General features: G+C 69.9%; 6 protein-coding genes and 1 pseudogene. 5 read left to right on the top strand and 2 right to left on the bottom strand.

Going from position 1 to position 15,449, the window contains the following annotated elements:
- The first annotated feature begins 179 nt into the window (after positions 1 to 179).
- The 5 genes from OG933_RS43820 to OG933_RS43840 all read left to right on the top strand — a co-directional run bounded on the left by OG933_RS43820 (position 180) and on the right by OG933_RS43840 (position 13,720).
- Positions 180 to 1,823 carry a peptidoglycan-binding protein gene (locus tag OG933_RS43820; protein ID WP_405633104.1) on the top strand — a complete coding sequence of 548 codons (1,644 nt, stop codon included), beginning with the start codon at positions 180 to 182 and terminating at the stop codon, positions 1,821 to 1,823.
- Positions 1,824 to 2,119: 296 nt separating this feature from the next.
- Positions 2,120 to 5,737 carry a LamG-like jellyroll fold domain-containing protein gene (locus tag OG933_RS43825; RefSeq protein WP_405633106.1) on the top strand — a complete coding sequence of 1,206 codons (3,618 nt, stop codon included), beginning with the start codon at positions 2,120 to 2,122 and terminating at the stop codon, positions 5,735 to 5,737.
- Positions 5,738 to 5,834: 97 nt separating this feature from the next.
- The gene (locus tag OG933_RS43830) at positions 5,835 to 12,203 is read left to right on the top strand and encodes an RHS repeat-associated core domain-containing protein (protein ID WP_405633108.1); all 6,369 of its coding nucleotides are present in this window, start codon (positions 5,835 to 5,837) and stop codon (positions 12,201 to 12,203) included.
- The gene (locus OG933_RS43835) at positions 12,185 to 12,583 is read left to right on the top strand and encodes a hypothetical protein (protein ID WP_405633111.1); all 399 of its coding nucleotides are present in this window, start codon (positions 12,185 to 12,187) and stop codon (positions 12,581 to 12,583) included. Before OG933_RS43830 ends, OG933_RS43835 begins: the two co-directional genes overlap by 19 nt.
- Positions 12,584 to 12,832: 249 nt before the next feature.
- A complete protein-coding gene (locus OG933_RS43840) occupies positions 12,833 to 13,720 on the top strand; it encodes an SCO6745 family protein (RefSeq protein WP_405633113.1) in 888 nt (295 codons plus the stop codon).
- 205 nt (positions 13,721 to 13,925) lie between these two features.
- On the opposite strand, the pseudogene OG933_RS43845 reads toward OG933_RS43840, so the two are convergent.
- Together OG933_RS43845 and OG933_RS43850 are read right to left on the bottom strand one after the other, a co-directional pair.
- Positions 13,926 to 14,213 (bottom strand): annotated as a pseudogene (locus tag OG933_RS43845) (ABC transporter permease subunit); the annotation flags it as partial.
- 96 nt (positions 14,214 to 14,309) lie between these two features.
- On the bottom strand, positions 14,310 to 15,146 hold the full coding sequence (locus OG933_RS43850; RefSeq protein ID WP_405633116.1) for a CAP domain-containing protein: 837 nt from the start codon (positions 15,144 to 15,146) through the stop codon (positions 14,310 to 14,312).
- Positions 15,147 to 15,449: the final 303 nt, after the last annotated feature.

Raw genomic sequence — 15,449 nt, forward strand, 5'->3', positions numbered from 1 at the left:
GGCCGTCACCGTCCCGCCGAGCCGTCACCTGAGCCGGCTTCTCAGCAGGTCAGAGCGGGGGATCGTCCCGTCATGACGTCATTTCCGCCGCATCGGTGGTGCCCTCGCGTCTTGCGCTCCACTCTCGTCTCGCCACCTGTGCACAGCCGATCGACCCACGAAGGAGAGAGCTCACAGCCATGGGAAGACTCGCATTCCGCGCTCATGCCGAGGACGAGAACACACGGCACCGGGGCGCCCTCCGCTCCACGACAGGGTGGCGGATCCGGATCGGCACCGTCGCAGCCACCGCGGCAATGGTCTCGGCCGGCATCGTGCTCGGTGCCGAACCGGCGGTGGCGGCGCCGGTCGCGATCAAGCTGACCTCCGTGTCCTGCCCCACCGAGATCGTGCAGGACCAGGTGAGCGGCTGCGTCACGGAGCTGCAGAACCTGCTCAACGCGCACGGCGCCGGTCTGGTGGTGGACGGTCAGTTCGGGCCGAGCACGCTCTACGCGGTCCGTGAGTACCAGGCCGCGACCGCGATCGCCGTGGACGGGCGGGTGGGCCCCGCGACCAAGAGCAAGCTGTACGCGACCGGAGGCTCGGCACCCGCCCCCATCAGCCTTCTGTCCTCCTCATGCCCGGCGAACGTCGTCCAGGGCGACAAGGGCGGATGCGTCACCGAACTGCAGCGCCTGCTGCGCCACCACGGCTACGCGGTCGACGTGGACGGCGACTTCGGCGCCGGGACGGCGAGCGCCGTCCGCAGCTTCCAGTCCGCCCACGGCCTCACGGCCGACGGTCAGGTCGGCGCGAACACCGAGCGAGCCCTCTACGACACCGACGAGTCGCCGTCGACGAGCCTGGACCTGAGGTCGGCGTCCTGCCCGCAGAACATCGTGGAGGGGCAGAGCGGCGGTTGCGTCGCCACGCTGCAGGCGCTGCTGAACGGCAAGGGCCGGCAGCTCGACGTCGATGGCGAGTTCGGCCCCGCGACCCTGGCGGCCGTCAAGGCATTCCAGTCCGCGACCGGTCTCGCCGCCGACGGCGAGGTCGGTCCGAACACCAAGGCCGCCCTGTACTCGAACATCGGCGGGGGTGGCGGCGACGGCGCACCCGCGCCGGTCGACCTGAACTCCGCCTCCTGCCCGAACGAGATCGTGCAGGGGCAGCGCAGCGGCTGTGTCACCGAGCTGCAGAGCCTGCTCAACCACCACGGTGCCGATCTCGCCGTCGACGGCGACTTCGGCTCGCTGACCGACAGTGCCGTCAGGGACTTCCAGGCCGAGAAGGGTCTCTCGGTCGACGGCCACGTGGGATCGAACACCAAGGCGGCACTGTACGGCGCGGTCACCCCGCCGTCGTCGCCCCCGCCCGGCGGCGGGTACGCCAAGATCCTCGACGTGGCCGAGGGCGAGGCCGGCACCGTCGAGGGCAGTGCCCGCGCGAACAGCTACGGGTCGGCCGTGGGCCTGTCGCTTTCCACCAGCAACTACGCCTGGTGCGCGACCTTCGTGAGCTGGGTGGCCAAGCAGACCGGGGCCACTTCCTACCGCAACTCCTATGTCTCGGGCTGGGTCAAGCAGGCACGGGCCGGCAACTACCACCTGTCGGTGACGACAGCCCCGCAGCCGGGCGACATCGTGGCCTTCGACTGGGATGGTGGCAGCGACTTCACCGGTGGCAACGAGCACATAGGCATCGTGCGGACGGTCTCCGGATCGTCCTTCACCACCGTCGAGGGCAACACGGGCAATCCCGTCGGTGACAGCGACGGCGTCTACGTCAAGTCCCGTGCCACGAACAACGGTTACGACGTGGTCTTCATCAGGGTCCGCTGAGCGAACCACCGACCCGAATCCACCGTCCCATCGGTTGCGAAGCCGAACTGGTGGGACGGGGGAGTGGCCTGTGGGCGGGGCTGGGCCCGTATCCCGCACACGCATCCCGCACACGAACCGCCGCCGCCGACCGCCGACCGCCGAAACTGTGTAACTCCTGTGCGTCTTGTGATTCTTGTCTCCGAGTTCGCCATTGGTCATGGAGAGGTCAATGGATAACCTCCCTCCGACCAGAAAGATCAAGAAAATTTAAGATCACAGGGGGACTTGTGCGACCACCACGTCGCAGAAGCACCGTGCGCGCGGCGTTGACCACCGCCTGCGCAGCACTGGTACTGGGGAGCGGGATACCGGCGCACGCCGTCGACCCGCAGTCCGAGGGGCCCGGCGTGCCGGCCGACGCGGCAGCGCAGGGCAAGGAGTTCTGGGAGGACGACTCCCTGCCTGCGAGCACCGCAGAACAGCAGGCGTCGCAGCAGGCGGTCGCCACGGGACGGCCCGTCGGGGTGGCCGCGCTGACCACCGCCACCAGCCGAGTCGTCGCCAACCCCGACGGCACGTTCACCGCCGAGAGCGCGACCTCTCCCGAACGCGTCCGCAAAGACGGTCGCTGGACCGGCATCGACACCACGCTGGTGAAGCAGGCGAACGGCACCCTCGCCCCGCGCGCCGCGGAGGACATCCGGCTCTCCGGCGGCGGCGCGGACCGGCAGTTGGCCCGCATCTCGACCGGCGGCCGGGAGTACGCCGTGTCGTCGCCGTGGGCGCTGCCCGTGCCCGAGACCGACGGCTCATCGGCCGTGTACCGGTCGGTGCTGCCGGGCGTGGACCTCGCCGTGCAGGTGCATCCGGACGGCTTCACCTACCACCTGGTGGTGCACTCGCGGCAGGCCGCGGCACAGGCCGGCCTCGAACGGGTGCGCTTCCCGATCGCGACACGCGGCCTGACGGTCCATACGGACGCCTCGGGAGTGGCCACCTTCGCTGACGATGCCGGACACGCGGTCGTGTCCAGTGGCTCGGCGCTGATGTGGGACGCGGGCGGGGCTCCGGCGTCTTCGACGACCCACGCATCGGGAGGTGCGACCGCCTCCGCAACCGCCAGGTCCGGCGTGAAGGCAACGACCATCGGCCCGGCGGCCGAGCTCCCCGCCGCCGTCGTCGCCGACACCCTCGACGCCGCACCCGACTCCCGTACCGCCGTCATGGACACCGCCGTCACCGGCGATGCCCTGTCCATCACGCCGGACCAGGACTTCCTCGCCGACGACGACACCGTCTACCCCGTCGTCCTCGACCCGCCCGCGGTGAAGGCGACGCTGACGGGCTGGACGACGATCTGGTCCAACGAGCCCAGGACCAGCTTCTGGAAGACCAAGCACGCGCTCGGCGTCGGCTACGACGCCTACGTCGACAACAAGAAGGCCCGCTCCCTCTTCCAGTTCGACACCCGCAAGGTCGCCGGGAAGAAGATCCTCGGTGCGACCTTCACGCCGTACGCGATCTGGTCGGCGAACTGCGTCAAGCACGACGTCGACCTGTACCGCACCAGCCAGATCTCGTCGAGGACGACCTGGAGCGAGAACCCGCCCAAGTGGTACGCGAAGGTCGACACGGTCTCCGCGGCCAAGGGCCACTCGTCCGACTGCCCCGACGGCGACATCGAGTTCGACGCGACCGCTGCCGTGGCGTACACGGCGAAAGCCAAGGACACCCTGACCACGCTCGGCCTGCGCGCCGACGAGGGCGACCCCATCGCGTGGAAGCAGTTCATGTCGCCGCTCGACCCGGACGCGACCTCCTCGCGCAAGCCCCGCCTGTCGATCACCTACGTCACCCCGCCCACCGGCAAGCCGTCCTCGGTGAAGATGTCCGACCCGAAGGTGTCCTGCTCGGCGGCCTCCACGCCCGCGCTGATCCGCGACACCACCCCGCGGCTGACGGCCACGCCGACCTCGGCGGACGCCTCCAACTCCTCGCTGCGCCCCGAGTTCGAGCTGTACAAGGGCACCGCCACCACGCCGACCTCGCTGAAACCGTCCTCGTGGACGGACAGCGGCACAGCCGGCACCGTGCCCACGGCCACCCTCACCAACGACGTCGTGTACAAGTTCCGGGCGCGCACCGAGTACAAGTACTCCTGGAAGGGCGCGAACCACTCGCTGTTCGGCCCCTGGTCGAGCTACTGCCACTTCAAGGTGGACAGCAAGGGCCCGCCCGCACCGAAGGTGTCCTCCACCGTCTACAAGGAGTGCGCGGGCACGACCTGCGACGCGGCCGACCCGGAGTACGGCAGCGTCGGCATGACAGCGGCGTTCAAGGTGGACGCGGGTGCCAATGGCGTACGGCGCTACGACTGGTGGCTCAACGGCGTGCCGCTCGGCAGCAAGACGTTCACGGCCAACACACCGACCTACGAAATCGAGGCCGCGCCCGACAAGCGCCTGACCAACACCCTGCGCGTGCAGACGTTCGACGGTGCGGGCAACCCGGGCAGCCACTACGACTACCTGTTCAAGGCGGCCAAGGGCGCCGGCCCGGTGGCCGCCTGGAACCTCGACGACGGCGACGGCACGACAGCCGCCGACGGCTCCGGTCAGAACCGGCCACTGACGCTGACCGCCGCGTCCTGGACCGGCACGGCACGCCTCGCCGGCGGTCTGCGCGGCGACGGCGCCGCCGTTGCCGGCGCCACGGCGGGCCCCGCGCTGGACACCACCAACAGCTTCACCGTGTCCGCGTGGGCCCGGTTGACGTCGAAGAGCCACATCTCCACCGTCGTCACACAGAGCGGCACCCGTGCCGGCAGCTTCCAGCTGTACTACTCGTCGTCGCTCGACCGTTGGGTCTTCAACCGCTACTCGGCCGACTCCGACAGCCCGGTCATTACCCGCGCCCAGTCGGCGAAGCCGCCGGTGCTCGGCGCGTGGACCCATCTGCTGGGTGTGTACGACCAGAACAAGAAGCAGCTGCGCCTGTACGTCAACGGCCGACTGCAGGCCACCACGGCCTACTCGGCCACCGCGTGGGCGGCCAAGGGCCCCTTCGAGGTGGGGCGCATGAAGGCGGGCGGCGCCTACACGGACTACTTCCAGGGCGACCTCGACCAGGTCGAGGCATGGAACCGTGTGGTCTTCGACAACGAGCTGGAGGCCATCGCCAACGCCGAGAATCCGGCCACCGGCCGGACGCAGGCCGCGCTGCTGGCCGGCTGGCTGTTCGACGAGAGCGCCGGGACCACGGCCGCCGACGCCAGCGGCCGCGGCCACACCCTCCAGCTCGAGACGGGCGCGGCCTTCGCGGCGAGCGAGGACCCGGCGCACGGCTCCGTGCTGGAGCTCGACGAGACCAAGGCGGGCAAGGCCACCGCGGCCGTGCCGCTCGACGAGTCGGGCAGCTTCACCCTGGCCGGCTGGGTGAACCTGGCTGCGCAGTCCAAGTTGGAGGACACCACCACCGCCCACTCGCCGACCGTGTTCGCCCACCCGGGCGCGGCCCGCAACTCCTTCCGCCTTTGGTACCGGCAGGAGGCGGGTGAGGCCATCGGCGACTGGAACTTCGGCCGCTACGAGACCGACGTGGTCGGCGGCCCCGGCGCCACGGTCGTCTCCGACGAGGTCAACCCGCCCGACGGCTGGGTGCACGTCACCGCCGTCTACGACGGCGTCAACCGGTCGATCAAGCTCTACCTCGCCGGTGAGCGGCAGGGCGACGAGGACGGTGTGCTCAGCGAGGACGCCTTCCAGCCCGCCGGTCCGCTGATGGTCGGCGGCGCCCGCCGCCACGACAACGGCGGCTGGGGCAACTCCCTGCCCGGTCAGCTGGACGATCTGCGGGTGTACGCGGGCGTCCTGTCCGAGGCCGACATCACCCAGCTGGCGACGGTGGACGAACCGCCGGTGCCCGTCGAGTAGCCCGTCCCTCTCCGGTCGGCGTACCGGGCCGCGCGCCCGGTACGCCGCCGTACTCCGAGCCATCTCACCAACGTCTCGAATCCGGGAGAACCCCCACGTGGTATCCAGGAACAGCTCACTGCTGCCCAAAAACTGGGCCTGGCGCAGAGCGACCCGCCGCCGGCTGGCGGCCGTCGTCCTGCCCGTGTCCACGGCGGTCGTCGCCGGTCTGCTCGGCGCCGCGCCGGCGCAGGCGGACCAGGGCCGCGACCACAGCGCCCTGCAGAAGGCGGCGCACGGCAAGGCCGAGGTCTTCGATGCGAAGCACCTCGAAGTGAAGGACCCGACGGTGGCCGCGGCACGCCGCACGCTCGCCAAGGCGCGGGCGAAGGTGGTGTGGCCCGACGCGTCCGCGGTGCGGGTGCAGCCCCGCGCCGCGACCCGCACCGCCAAGGGCATACGCGCGGCCGCCCCGGCCGCGGTCGCCCCGGAGGTCCGCGTCCTCGACCGCAGGGCCACCGACCGGCTCGGCATCGACGGCCTGGTCTTCAGCGTCACCGCCGCGCAGAGCGGCGCGCAGGCCACCACCGTCGACTACAGCTCCTTCGCCGACGCCTACAGCGGCAACTGGTCCTCGCGCCTGCGCCTGGTACGGCTGCCGGAGTGCGCGCTGACCACGCCGGAACAGGCGCGCTGCCGTACCACGACGCCGGTGGCGTCCGAGAACGACGCCGAGGCGGAGACGGTGACCGCGCAGGTCACCGCGCCCAAGGCGAAGAGCGCCATGGTCCTCGCCCTGTCCGCGGCCGCCTCCTCCGACCAGGGCAGCTACGAGGCCACCCCGCTGGCCGCGTCCTCCACCTGGGCGGCGGGCGGCTCCAACGGCGACTTCACCTGGAACTATCCGCTGCAGACCCCGCCGGCGCCCGCGGGCCCGGCCCCGAGTCTGGCGATCAACTACTCCGCGCAGAGCGTGGACGGCCGCACCTCCTCCTCGGGCGCGCAGCCGTCCTGGATCGGCGAGGGTTTCGACCTGCCGGCGTCCTACATCGAGCGGGCGTACTCCAGCTGCGAGGACGACGGCCAGGACAAGAAGTACGACCTGTGCTGGAAGGAGGACAACGCCTCCCTCGTCCTCAACGGCAAGTCCACGCCCCTGGTGAAGGGCGCCGACGGTACGTGGCGGCCCAAGAGCGACGACGGTGAGCGCGTCGTGCGGGAGACCGGCGCCGCCAACGGCGACGACGGTGACACCGGCGACAAGGGCGAGTCCTGGACCGTGACCGGCGTCGACGGAACGCAGTACGTGTTCGGCAAGAACCGTCTGCCCGGCTGGAGTTCGGGCAAGGACGAGACGAACTCCGTATGGACCGTCCCGGTGTTCGGCGACGACGACAAGGAGCCCGGTTACTCCTCCGGCGACTCCTTCGGCGGCCGCGCCAAAACGCAGGCCTGGCGGTGGAACCTCGACTACGTCGTGGACCCGCACGGCAACGTGATGACGTACTGGTACGACAAGGAGACCAACCACTACGCCAAGAACGGCACCACCGGCAACGGCACCGCGTACACGCGCGGCGGCTGGCTCAAGCGCATCGACTACGGCCAGCGCAGCGACACCGTCTTCTCCCAGCCGGCTTCCGCCCGGGTGAAGTTCACGGTCGCCGAACGCTGTCTTCCGGTCTCCGGCGGCGAGTCCTGCGGTTCGCTGACCTCCGCCAACCGCAACGCCTGGCCCGACGTGCCGTTCGACCTGATCTGCGCGGCCGACAAGCCGTGCACCGACCAGCCCAGCCCGGCCTTCTTCACCCGCAAGCGCCTCACCGACGTCACCACCCAGGTGCACGACGGCGCCGGCACCGCCGAAAGCGACTTCCGCGCCGTCAACGCCTGGCATCTGGAGCAGTCCTTCCCCGACCCGGGCGACGGCTCCGACCCCGGCCTGTGGCTGAAGTCCATCCAGCGCACCGGCAAGACCGGCGCCGACGTCTCGCTGCCCGCGATCACCTTCAGCGGCGTCCAGTTGCACAACCGGGTCGACAAGACCGGCGACGACGTGGTCCCGTTCATCAAGTGGCGGGTGCGTACGGTCACCTCGGAGACCGGCTCCAAGCTGACGGTGAACTACTCCAAGGAGGACTGCGTCGCCGGGACGGACGTCCCGGCCAAGCTCGACGCCAACACCCGCCGCTGCTACCCGGTGAAGTGGATCCCGCCGTCCAACCCGACGCCGGGGACGAATCCGCAGCCGCGCACCGACTGGTTCCACAAGTACGTCGTCACCCAGGTCACCGAGTCCGATCCGACCGGCGGCGCCCCGTTGAAGCAGACCGACTACACCTATTCCGGCGGCGGCGCGTGGGGGTACGACGACGAGTCGCCCATCACCCCGGCCAAGTACCGCACCTGGAACATCTGGCGCGGCTACCAGAAGGTCAACACCACCACCGGTGAGGCGGCGAGCACCCGCTCGAGGACGACCGCCCTCTACTACCGGGGCATGGACGGCGACAAACAGTCCGACGGCACCACCCGCAAGGAGACGGTCACCGACTCCCAGGGCGTGTCGAAGACCGACTCCGAGCAGTTCGCCGGCCAGCTGCGCGAGCAGATCACCTACGCCGGCGTCGACGGCCCCGAGGTGACCGCGACGGTGGAAACCCCCTGGTCGCGTACGACGGCCACGGCCAAGCACTCCTACGGCACGGTCAACGCGTACCTGGTCCGCACCGGCGTCTCGACGACCCGCACCGCGCTGTCCGGCGGCAGCGAGATGACCGCGACGAAGTCGACGACGTACGACCCGAAGACCGGTCTGACGCTGAAGGAGGAGACCGACGCGGCCGGCGAGAAGGACTGCACGGTCACCGAGTACGCCGCCAACACCACGGCCTGGATCCTGAACCTCCCCCAGCGGGTGGAGCACGTCTCCACCGGCTGCGACCAGACCCCGAAGCGCACGGGCGATCCCAGGACCACCGACGTGATCTCGGACGTGCGCACGTCCTACGACGGCCAGGCCTGGGGCAAGGCGCCCACCAGGGGCGAAGCCACCAAGGTCCAGCGGGTCACCGGCTACAGCGGCGCCGGCGCCCTGCTGCAGACCGTCGCCACGGCCAAGTTCGACGCCCTGGGCCGCCCCACCGACACCTGGGATGCCCAGGGCACCCGCACCGGCCACACCGACTACACCCCGGCGGCCGGCGGCCCGCTGGCCAAGACCGTCGAGTTCAACGCCCTCGATCACACCACCACCACGGAGTACGCCCCCGACTGGGGCGTGCGCACGGCCACCACCGACCCCAACGGCAACCGCACCGAGCTGTCCTACGACAGCTTCGGCCAGCTGTCCGCCGTATGGCTGGCCGACCGCGACCGGTCGGCGGACCAGGCGCCGAACTACCGCTACGAGTACAAGGTGCAGAACACGGCCGCTTCGTGGGTGGCCAGCAAGTCGCTGAACAACGACGGCACGACCTACCGCACCACGTACGAGATCTTCGACGCGCTGCTGCGGTCGCGCCAGACCCAGACGCCTGCCGCGAGCGGCACGGGCCGGATCGTCACCGAGACCAAGTACGACACCCGCGGCCTGACCGTGGAGACGGCGGCCGACTACACCGACACCAAGCCTGCCTCCGGCGAGCTGGCCACGCTGCTGACGGCGCCCCCCGCGGGCACCGAGACCGTCTACGACGGTGCCGGGCGGGCCACGGTCGAGAAGGTCCTCACCAACGGCAAGGAGTTCTCCCGTACCAGGCACACCTACAGCGGTGACACCACGCTCGTCGAACCGCCCGCCGGCGCCCCGGCCGTCCGCGAGAAGGTGGACGCCCGCGGCCGCACGGTCGAGAAGCTGGAGTACGACGGCAACGCGGTGAGCACGACGTTCACCCGCCTCACCTACGGCTACGACCACGCCGACCGGCTCGCCGAGGTGAAGGACGACGACGGCAACCGCTGGGCGTTCGGCTACGACTTCCTGGGCCACAAGGACAGCACCACGGACCCCGACGCGGGCGCGACCTCGTACGAGTTCGACGGCCTCGACCGTCTCGTGTCGACGACCGACGCACGCGGCGTGATCCTCGGCCACACCTACGACCTGCTGGGCCGCCCGACCGGCCGCCTGGACGGCAGGGTGCCCGTCGTCGACGGCAAGCCGGCTCCCGAGGACGCCAGGTACCTGGCGCGTTGGACCTACGACACGGTGGCCAAGGGCCGGCTGACCTCCGCGATCCGGTACGTCGGCGGCAAGACCGGTGACGTGTACGCGAAGACCAACGCCAAGTACGACAAGCTCTATCGCGTCCTGAACGAGCAGTACACGATCAGCAAGAGCGAGGGCGGGCTGGCGGGCGCCTCCGGCGTGTGGACGATCGCCAACGCCTACAACACCGACGGCAGCCTCAAGAAGCGGACCGTCCCCGCGATGGGCGGACTCGACCAGGAGGTCCTGGACTACGGCTACACCGAGCAGGGGATGCCGGACACCCTCAAGGGCCTGACCGGCATCGTCCAGAACACGGACTACCTCCCGGCCGGTGAGCAGATCCGCACCACCCTGGGCGTCTCCTCGACCGCGAACTGGACGGAGATCAACCGCAGTTACGAGAGCGGCACCAAGCGGCTCGCCCGGCAGAGCGTCGTCTCCGAGACACACTCCGGCACGGACTCCGACATCGCCTACCGCTACGACCTCGCCGGCAACCCGGTCGACATCGAGGAGAAGGCGATCAGTCCGGGCGACCGGCAGTGCTTCACCTACGACGGTCACCGCCGGCTGAAGTCCGCGTGGACCGCGACCGGCGACTGCGCCACAGCGCCGGCCAAGAACACCGTGGGCGGCCCGGCCGCGTACTGGCAGTCGTTCACCTACGACAGCGCCGGCAACCGCGAGACGGTCAGCGACCAGCTGTCCGGGACCACCTCCTCGTACGTCTACAAGACGGCCGACCAGACCCGTCCGCACGCACTGGCCTCGACCGAGACCAAGAAGGACGGCGCGGTCACCGCGGCCACCGCCTACACCTACGACCTCGCCGGAAACACCGACACCCGGACCGTCAGCGGCCGGACGCAGGACCTCGACTGGAACACCGAGAACACCCTGCACAAGGTCACCGAGGCCGACGGAACGGTCACCGAGTTCCTCGACGACGCCGACGGCGGCCGGCTCATCCGGCGCGACAAGACCGGCACCACTCTGTACCTCGGTGAAACCGAGCTGCGGCTGGACAGGGCGAGCGGCAAGGTGGCGGCCACCCGCACTTACGTCCACGGCGGACAGACCGTCGCCGTGCGCACGCCGGCCGGACTGACCTGGATCGCGAGCGACCACAACGGCACCGCGAGTGTGCAGGTCGACGCGGCCACGCAGGCGGTCACCCGGCGGCACATGACGCCCTTCGGTGAGGACCGGGGGAAGGCGGCCGGGGCCGCCTGGGTCGGCGAGAAGCACTTCGTCGGCGGCACCAAGGATCCGACCGGCCTTGTCCACCTCGGCGCCCGTGACTACGACCCGACCACCGGGCGCTTCGTCAGCGTCGACCCCGTCGCCGATTTCAGCGACGCGCAGCAGATCAACGGTTACGCCTACGGCAACAACAACCCGGTCACCTTCGCCGACCCCGACGGCAAGTTCTTCGGCGCGCTCATCGCGCTGATCGTCGCCGTCGTCCGGGCCGTCATGGCCGTGCTGAACTACGTCCGCTGGCGGTCGAGCCAGTCCGCGAGCTCCGGCGGCATGTCGACCATGGGCAGCGCCAACTACGCCTCCGCCAAGGCCGACTCCTGCCCCCTGATACAGCGCAACTACGGCATCTGTGACAACAAGGAGCCGGAGGACGCGCGGGAGCAGGGCAGCTTCAAGGACATCCTCGGCGGCATCGGCAACGCCATCACCGAGGGCCTCGACGCCGTCGAGTACGCCACCGAGCCCTGGTGCTGGGGCGGCAACTCCAGCTGTGGCGTCAACGACGACTACAAGGAGTTCACCGAGAAGCACGGCGTCGACGAGAACACCAAGAACTACGACGCCGGAAAGGACTTCACCGACGCGGCGTCCATGTTCAACCTCGCCGGACTCGCCCGGCACTTCCTGAAGAACCTCTTCAAGAAGGCCGCGAAGAAGAACGCGCCGAAGCCGAGTGTGCCGGAGGTCAAGAAGATCGACGGCTGGATGCCCGAGACCGTTCTGGACAAGGTTCCCGAGGGCTTCGGGCCGATGAAGCCGACGAAGAAGGGAGTGGGCTACCGTTTCCCCGGGCCGAAGCAGGACGGCATCAGGATCGACAAGGGGAACCTGAACAACTCCCAGCCCTTCCAGCAGGTCGACCATGTCGTGATCAACTCCGGTGGACGGGTGATCGGCCGCGACGGCAAACCCATCAAGGGCGCCATCAACGGCGACGATCACAATGCCTACATGGCACACATCCCCCTGGAGGACTGGCTGAAGTGGGAGACATGGAACAGCCCGACGTGATGATGAGCGGAGTCGAGTTCCCGGACGCGCGGCTCAACGTGGTGGCGGTGCTGGAGTCCCTGGCGGACACCGGTCACCAGCGCCGGGTGTGGCTCGACCGCGGCCCGGCTCCGGACGACGCCGTCGACAACCTGGACCTGGTCGTGCACGTCCTCTTCGACGACTCGCGGGTCCTGGAGGACCCCGAGGAGACCGTGGGAGAGGTGCTGCGGTCCCGGGACGAGGCGCGGGCCGCGCGGGCGCTGGCCGAGGTGCTGGGGCCGCTCGTCGACGAGCTGGGTGACGTCGGCGACGAGGTCTATCTGGCGTCGCCCCGGTGGCCGGACGTAGTGACGGCCGCGCGGGACGTGCTCGAGGCGATGCGCGGCGACGACCGCTGAGGGAGATGGTCCCCGAGGGGCCGGGCCACCGCGCACGCGTGGCCCGGCCCCTCGGCGTTCACCGGGGGGTGCGGGGTGCGGGGTGCGTGGTCACCGTGAACGGGCGCCGAGAACTGGTTGCAGGGCAGTGGCCGCCGGAGCCGCTCTCCGATAACTTACCGACCAGACGGTATGCCTGGGCGTACCCCACGCGCCGTCGCGTGCTCGATCAACACCACGTTTCATCCGCCACTGGATGGAGAGCCGCACATGACGCAGAACGTGAACCGCGACAGCCTGGCCCTTGCGCGCAAGACCTGGAGAACTCTCGAGCCCTACCACGGGGGTGTCTACTTCTCGCCCGAAGCCGCGGATGAGTACGCCGCGTTGGGCGTGGACGGCAGGACGGGGTACTTCGCGTCCCGCTCCGCCGCGCTCGGCGCTGCTCCCGCGGATCTCGTCATCGCCACGTTCTACAACTTCAATCCCCAGCTGGTGCGCCGGGCCATACCCGCTGCATGGGAAGCCGCCACCCCGCAGCGGTTCGCCGCCGCCCGGCTCTCCGGGATCGATACCACGCTCCGCCGCATCCTCGGCGCGGACATCTCCTCACCGGCGCTGGCTCGCGCGGCGGAATTGGCCCGCAGCGCGGCTGAAGCGAGCGTGTGCCACCCACAGGGCCGCCCCCTCTTCGCCGCGCACGCGGCACTGCCGTGGCCGAGCGCACCCCACCTCGTGCTCTGGCACGCGCAGACGCTGCTGCGGGAGTTCCGCGGCGACGGTCATGTGGCGGCACTGCTGGCTGCCGGACTGAGCGGCATCGAGGCTCTCGTCACGCACGCCGCCACAGGGGAGATCGACGCAGGGGTGCTGCGCGCCTCACGGGCATGGACGCCGGAGCAATGGGAACAAACCGTGCAGAACCTGCGCGAACGTGGATGGCTCGACGACGGACCCCACCTGGCTCTGACCGAAGACGGTGCGCGGCGCAGGGCGGAGATCGAGCACACCACCGACAGACTGGCCGCCCTCCCCTACATCACGCTCGGTCCTGCCGCGGCTGCGGAACTCCGTTCGCTGGCAAGGCCGTTCAGCCTTGCGGTTGCCGAAGAGCTCCTGCCGTGGGCAGTGGACCGCCTCAGCGCAGACAGTGCATGACAGGAGAGGGCAAGGTGGTGGATTCTCGTTCGGCAGCGGCCGACCGGTCCGCCGCGTCACCCGCAGGCGCTGCCTGCCAGGCGGCGGCGCGCAGGAGGAGAGGGTGCCGGGCGGGCCCATGCATCGCCCGTCGCCGCCCTCACGCCTGCCCTGCCCGCGACGCGGGGCCGGCGGACCCGTGCGGGTACAGCGGGATCCGAGGCGGTCATCGCCGGCCCGCCCATTCGCCGTCCAGCGCGCGGGAGATGCGGTTGACCGCCAGGACGAGTGCCGCGACGGTCAGACCCGCGAGCGTCGACACCCGCCATGTGTCTGCCAGGTAGTCGCGGCCGTCGGCGATCAGCGTGCCCCACTCGGGAGCGGGCGGCGTGGCGCCGTAGCCGAGGAAACTCAGCGCGGACACCGACAGCACGGCCGTGCCCAGGTCGAGTGTCGCCAGGCTCAGTACCGGACCCGCCGCGTTCGGCGGCACGTGCCGGAACAGGACCGTGTACGGGTGCCTGGGCGGCGGCAACGGGGTCTCGGTGGATCGTGCGGCGGTGCGCACAGCACGGGCCTGTGTCGGGACCCCGTTGCCCTGGTGCCGCCCCTACCGCGCGGTTCCGAAGTCCTGGGTCCAGTAGCTGCCGGGCTGTGCCAGGCCGACGCCGATTTCCTTGAAGGCGCAGTTGAGGATGTTCGCCTTGTGGCCGGGGCTGGACATCCAGCCCGACATGACCTGCTCGGGTGTGGTGTAACCGTAGGCGACGTTCTCGCCGTAGGTGCTCCAGACGTAGCCGGCGCGGGTGATCCGGGCGCCAGGGTCGGACCCGTCGGACCCGGTGTGTGACATGTTCTGCTGGGCCGCCATGTCCTCGCTGTGTGCCTGGGCGGCCTTGGTCAGGACCGCGTTCAGCGTCACGGGCGAGCAACCGACCTTGCTGCGCTCGGCGTTGACCAGTTGCACGATACGGGCACTGGTTCCGGATGCGGGGGCGGCTGCCTTCGAGGTGCTGGGGGACGTGGGGGTCGCGGAGGCGGAGGTGGTGGCCTTCGGATTGGGGGAAGGCGTGGAGATCTCGGCCTTGGCGGCCGTGTTCTTCGCAATGCTCGATGGTCTGGTGGGCTTGGGCTTGGGCTTGAGCTTCGTCGCGGTGGGCTTGGGAGTGCCCACAGGGGCTGTCGGCGACTGTGATGCAGCCGGACTGGGCTCGCTGTGCCCACTGCCGTTCCAGCCGCGGGCCCAGTCGCTGTGCTCGGTGTGATTCCGGACGGCGTCGTTCCTCCCGTCCTTGGCGGCGGTCTTCGCGGCGCTGTCGAGCCGGTATCCGCCGCTGTCCTGCCAGTCGCTACAGGCCAGTGCGACGGATGGCACGCCCAGGGTGGTCATGGTGACGGCGGCGATGACTATTCGCCGGTAATGCTCTTTTTTGCGGTGCTTACCCATGTGTGACCTCACTCGGTAATCGCCGAGCGCCCCTGGTGTGGCTGGCTCTGCACGGATTCGGCTCCTGAACTGCGGAGACACCCGGCGGGGCCGTCATTCTCAGGATGGCTTCATGCAGAGAGCAATGGCCCTTCGTACTACGTTGCTTCGTAGACTTGCACTGCCCTTGCAATGGGCGTATCGGCGTGCTGCTCCGGCCTCCGCGAATTCTCGGGAGCCCTGTCGATCCGTCAGGAACGTTCGGCCTTCAAGTGCGGGAGCGGGGTGCCGAGCGGGAGGGTGCGCATCCAGTCAGGTGCGATG

Origin of the sequence: Streptomyces sp. NBC_00016, from assembly GCF_045040885.1 — a bacterium.
Lineage (GTDB): Bacteria > Actinomycetota > Actinomycetes > Streptomycetales > Streptomycetaceae > Streptomyces > Streptomyces coriariae.